At 70.3% G+C, this 5,098-nt stretch carries 3 protein-coding genes; all 3 read right to left on the bottom strand.

The features are described 5' to 3' along the window. On the bottom strand, positions 1-3,142 hold a 3,142-nt coding region (locus tag ACTMTI_RS56420; protein ID WP_441129326.1), incomplete at its 3' end, for a S8 family serine peptidase. Between the two features lie 315 nt (positions 3,143-3,457). Then, positions 3,458-4,423 (bottom strand): CU044_5270 family protein, encoded by a 966-nt coding sequence (locus ACTMTI_RS56425; protein WP_441129327.1) that lies wholly within the window; start codon positions 4,421-4,423, stop codon positions 3,458-3,460. Further along, complete coding sequence (locus ACTMTI_RS56430; RefSeq protein WP_441129328.1) at positions 4,420-4,992, bottom strand: RNA polymerase sigma factor; 573 nt, start codon at positions 4,990-4,992, stop codon at positions 4,420-4,422. Before ACTMTI_RS56430 ends, ACTMTI_RS56425 begins: the two co-directional genes overlap by 4 nt. Positions 4,993-5,098: the final 106 nt, after the last annotated feature.

Consider the following 5,098-nt stretch of genomic DNA (forward strand, 5'->3'; position numbering starts at 1 on the left):
TCCGGTAGGCGTGGATGATCGTCTGCTCGGCGGTATTGCCCGCCTGGTCTACCGTTCGGGCGCGCAGGGATACGAAGCCGTTGCCAGGCGGGTGGCGCAGGACGGCCGCTGACTTGTGGATTTCGGCCTTGTTCCAGGTTGCGCCGTCGTCGTGGGAAACCTCCACCGTGAGGCGCCTGACGGGGCGGGCGGTGCTTCCCTCCAATGGTTGAACGGTTACTGGCACGGTGAAGCGCCGCCCGGACGGGGCGGAGTTCTCGGCGTCGAGGGCGGGGCTGAAGCGTACGACCGACACGGGGAGTCGCGTCGGCGTGTCGCCCGCGACGTGCCCGGATCGGAAGGTCCACACGCCGGACACGCGCGTGGACAGCGTCGCGGGTGCTCCGCGCTCGGTTTCGACGACGAGGCGGTAGGCGGCCTCTCGCGCGGGTACGGTGAAGCTCGTCCTGATCTCTGGCTGCTCGCCCACGAGGGTGCCGTCACGGTAGAGGGCGGTCCGCTGCGTGGCCCGGGTGGAGTAGCCGAGCGAGCCTCTGCCGTCGCCGTACATGAGCAGGTCGGTCGAGATGACGTCGCCGGTGCGGCTGACGCCGTCGGCTTTCTCCGCGCCCGCCCAGGGCAGCGCGGGCGAGAAGACGCCGCGGTTCCAGAGCTCCGTGTACGCTCGCCCGGACTGATAGACGTTGAGGGGCGAGTCGAACCGGTTGAGCCGGCCGTCGGAGCCGTACTCGAACAGGTAGCGCTGCCAGCGGATGCCGCCGTCGGTGTTGACGTACTCGACCTGCTTGAACGGCGTGCCGAACGTGGTGGGAGCCATGAAGGCGAAGATGGCGCCGTCGCGCGGCCAGGCGCGACTGTACGCGCGGGCCTCCGCCTCGGGAAGGTGGCGGGCGTAGTCGGTGTGGATGGCGGCCAGGTCGCGCTGAGCCACGCGCCGTTCGAATCCGTTGACCATGCCTCCAGAGTGGAACCAGGCCAGGTGGTAGGCGTATGGGCTGCCGACTTGGGCCGCGGCCCATCGCTCAGCGACCTTGGTACGTACGCCGGCATAGGTGCGGGTGGGGCCGAGTTGGGCGGTGTACGTCCCCTCATAGGAGTCGCCGAGCCAGCCCCAGTGACGCGATGTCCCGTCCGCTTTCTGGTACTGGTAGACGATCTCGGACTGCACCGGGGTAGCGTCGGCGCGGGGAATCGTCAGCGTGATCGGCTTGCCCAGCCGCGCGTCGGCGTGCAGGGTCTGCGATCGGTCCAGTTCGAGGCCCGGGTGGACCAGGAGCGTCCTGCTCTGGCCGTCGCGGATGGTGGTCCTGGTCAGCCATCGGCCCTTGGGCAGCCGCAGGGTGACGGGGGCCTCGGGGTTATACACGTCGATCGGCGTCTGGTCGGCGTCCAGGCGGAACAGCGTCGTGTAGGCCTCGGTGGCCGGTCGGCCGTTCCTGTCGGTGAACCTGAGGGTGAGGTCGTAACTCTCGATCTCCTTGTCGACCCCTACCGGCGTGCTGAGGGCCAGGTCGCCGTCGCCGGTGGCGACGACGTGCCCGCCGAGGAGGCCGTCGGGCCCGTCGGCGCGGGTGTCGGCGGTGACGACGGCCTGGGCCTGCCCGCCCGCGGGGACGGTCAGCATGGCGGGCGCGACGCTGAAGGATTTGTCGCCGCGCACCTCCAGACGGAGGGTCACCGGCTGCTGCTGATGGTTGCGGTAGACGATCGTCTTGCTGACCGGCTGGTCGTCGTTGTGCGGCCACGCCTGCTTTCCGAAGCCGAGGCCGGGCGGTTCGGCGGTGACGGCCTGGCGGGTGCCGCGGTCGGCGTCAACGAGCCCCGCGCCCTGCGCGAAGACCCCGATTCCCGGCAGCGGCCGGGCGGTGCCCATGAGGGTCGCCTTGAGCGTGTCGCCCTTCCAGTCGGGGTGCGCGCCAGCCAGCAGCGCGGCGACGCCGGTGACGTGCGGGGTGGCCATGGAGGTGCCGGACATGGCGACGTAGGAGCCGTCGCCGGGGCTGTCCTTGCCGCGGGCCGCGGTGATGTCCACGCCGGGGGCGGTGATGTCCGGTTTGAGACCGTCATCGCCGGCGCGCGGCCCGCGGCTGGCGAACTGGGCCTGCTCGCCGGCCTTGCTGACGGCGCCGACCGCGAGCGCGGCGTCGGCGGTGCCGGGCGAGATGAGCGTACGGTCGGCGCCGTAGTTGCCGGCTGCCGTCACGAACAGGGTGCCGTACCGCTTGCTGAGCGTCTGCAGGGCCTCCTCCAGCGGGTCGGTTCCGGGGGTGTCCGGGGATCCGAGGCTCATGTTGACGACTCTGGCGCCCTGCTCGGCCGCCCACTGCATGCCCGCCAGGATGGCCGAGTCCGTGCACCAGGTCGACTCGCACACCTTGCCGTCCAGCAGCGTGACGCCGGGGGCGACGCCACGGTACCTGCCGTCCGAGGCGGCGCCGCTGCCCGCGATGGTGGAGGCCACGTGGGTGCCGTGCCCTATCACGTCGCGTTCGTCCTGGACCTCGGTGAAGTCGGCCCGGGCCGCGACCCGCCCGGCGAGGTCGGGATGGGTCGCGTCGATCCCCGTGTCGAGCACCGCCACCTTGACGCCGGCGCCGGTGTGCCCGCGCTCCCACGCCTGCGGCGCGCCGACCTGCTTGACACTCACGTCCAGCGAGACGCTCCGGCGGCCGTCGAGCCAGATCTTGCCGGTGCCGGCCGCGAGCGCCTGCCAGGTGCGCGCGGCCTCGCCCCTGCGCTGCCGTACGGCGAAGCCGCGCACCGCGCCCAGCGACCTGAACCCGCTCATCGCGCGGACGGCCGGCGTGGGACCGGAGGCCCCGGTCACCAGCAGCGGGAGCTCCTTGCGGCTGTCGTCGTACCCGAGCTCCAGCAGCCCCGTCACGTCGAACAGCCGCGGGTCCAGCCGTCCGGCGGCGACCAGCGGCGCGGCGTCGCCGGGTAAGACCCGCAGCCGCCCCCGCGCCTCGTCGGTGAGGAAGGTGACCTTCTGCCTCCCCTCACCGGGCTCGACGACCGCGCTCGTCGGACCGGTCACGGTCACCTTGTCACCGGTGACCAGCGTGACCGTCCGCACGCCGGCCACCGCCTGGTCGCCGGCCTGCGCGACCGCCGGTGGCGGGACGGATGGCTGGACGGTCATGACCGCAGCAAGCACGGCAACACCGGCCCACCATGTCGTTCTTTGCATGTAATTCTCCGATCATCGGGGGGTTCCAGAGCATGCGCCCAGCAAGGTGGGTGGGCGTCGAATCATGCCGATGGGCTCCCCTCAGCTCTGCTCGTCCGTTGCTGAGGCGGCGGTCGTCACGCCGCGGCCACGGATCGCTTGGCAACACCAGCACCGCGCCCCGGGCTGACCGCACAAGCGCAGATTGCATCGTGCCCAGCATGGCCAGTGCCGCCAACGCGCGCTCGCTGGAGAACAGCCGGGGCGGGTCCCTCGGCCGTGGGTGTTTCAGCCGCGGGCGGGGCCGGTTCGCTCTGGTTCGGGGACCACGGGAGGCAGCGTGTCGGTCCACTCGGAAACTCGGACCGTGGTCGTCCCCTCCTTATAGATCTTGCCCTCCTTGCCACTGCGGTAGCTGGAGCCGAGGACGAGCGAGGTTTCGGGGTCGATGATGACCTTCAGGTCCACGCCATGGTCGGAGATCTCCAGGCCGTCGCCAGCGCGACCCAGACCGTCCTTTGTGGTGCCGATGCTCTTCACGATGGGAATCGTGGCCAGCGCCCGGAAGGCCGCAGCCCGGACCTCGGGTGGAGCCGGCAAGTCGCCCAGCAGGTTGACCAGGGAATTGGCCACGAACCACTCGCGTGCGGCGGGATCCGCATCGCCATCGCCGTTGTCGAGCTTGTCGGCGATCCACGCCTTCAGCGCCTCCGGATCGGTCGGCAGCTGCTCAATCTCGGAGAAACTGACGTGGCTGTCGGCCAGGGAGAACGTCTTGGGGCCCTTGGCCTCGTAGACGGTGTCGCCCTCGTCGGAGGGCACCCATGCCTGCCCGTCGCGCCTGACCCAGCTTTCGGAGGACTTCGTGGGAAGTGTCTTCTTCCCAGCGCGCACGCTGTGGTCGGCCTTGACATGCCAGTAGGTCCCTGAGCCGGACCTGGTCTGCGCGGTGGAGGCGGCCGCGAGCAGGATCTGAGTGCTGGACAGCTGCGCCGGCACCGCCGACGCGCTGTGAGGCGTTCCGCTCGGCGATCCGGTGGTCACCGCCACAGGCGTTGCGCTGGTGGTGACCACCACGGCCACCGCCGCAGCCGCCGCGGCCGCCATGAGGCCCATACCTCCGGTCACCCAGACGAAGCTTCTGCGCCTCGGCCGTGCCTGGGCGTCTTGGAGCCGACGCCGCCCTTCGCGTACGACGGTGTCGGAGGGATCGGGCTTGTGCAGCATCTTGCTGATCATCTCCAGTTCGTTCATGGTTCGATGTCCTTCAGTTCGGTGCGCAGCTTCTTTCGGGCACGGCTGAGCCGGGAGCCGACGGTGCCGTACGAGATCCGCAGGCTCTGTGCGATCTCCTCGTGGCTGAGCTGTCCGAGCGCCATCAGCAGCAGCACGTCCCGCTCACCTCGGGTCAGCTTCATCAGCGCCTTCGCCAGCTGAGGCTGCAGTCGTTGGGCGCTGACGGCACTGACCACCCGGGCCTCGTGGCTGTCGGCATCCGGTTCGGCCCCCACGCGAGCCAGAGCTCGGTAGTGGCGGGCCTCCTTGCTGCGGTGCCGCGCCACGAGGTTGGTGGCGATCCCGAACAGCCAGGGCCGCAGGCCGCCACGCTTGGGGTCGAACTTCTCTCGTCCGCGCAGGGCGATGAGGAAAGTCTCCGCGGCCAGGTCGTCGGCGGCCTGTACGTCCAGCCGTCCGGCGATGTACCGGTAGATCTCTCGGAAGTGCCGGTCGTAGACGGCCGAGAAAACGGCCGGATCACGACCGGCCCGGGCGGCAAGCTGGGCATCTATGAGGTCCTCGACCGAGCCTGGTCCAGGGGTCACGTGTTGCTCTCCGTCATATGGCACCTCTCGGGGATCGGCGACACTCACCTGAACTTCTCCCAACCGCCCGATCGCTTTCCCGCATGGTGCCGTACGGTCCGACGCT

Source organism: Nonomuraea sp. H19 (assembly GCF_052068215.1).
GTDB lineage: Bacteria > Actinomycetota > Actinomycetes > Streptosporangiales > Streptosporangiaceae > Nonomuraea.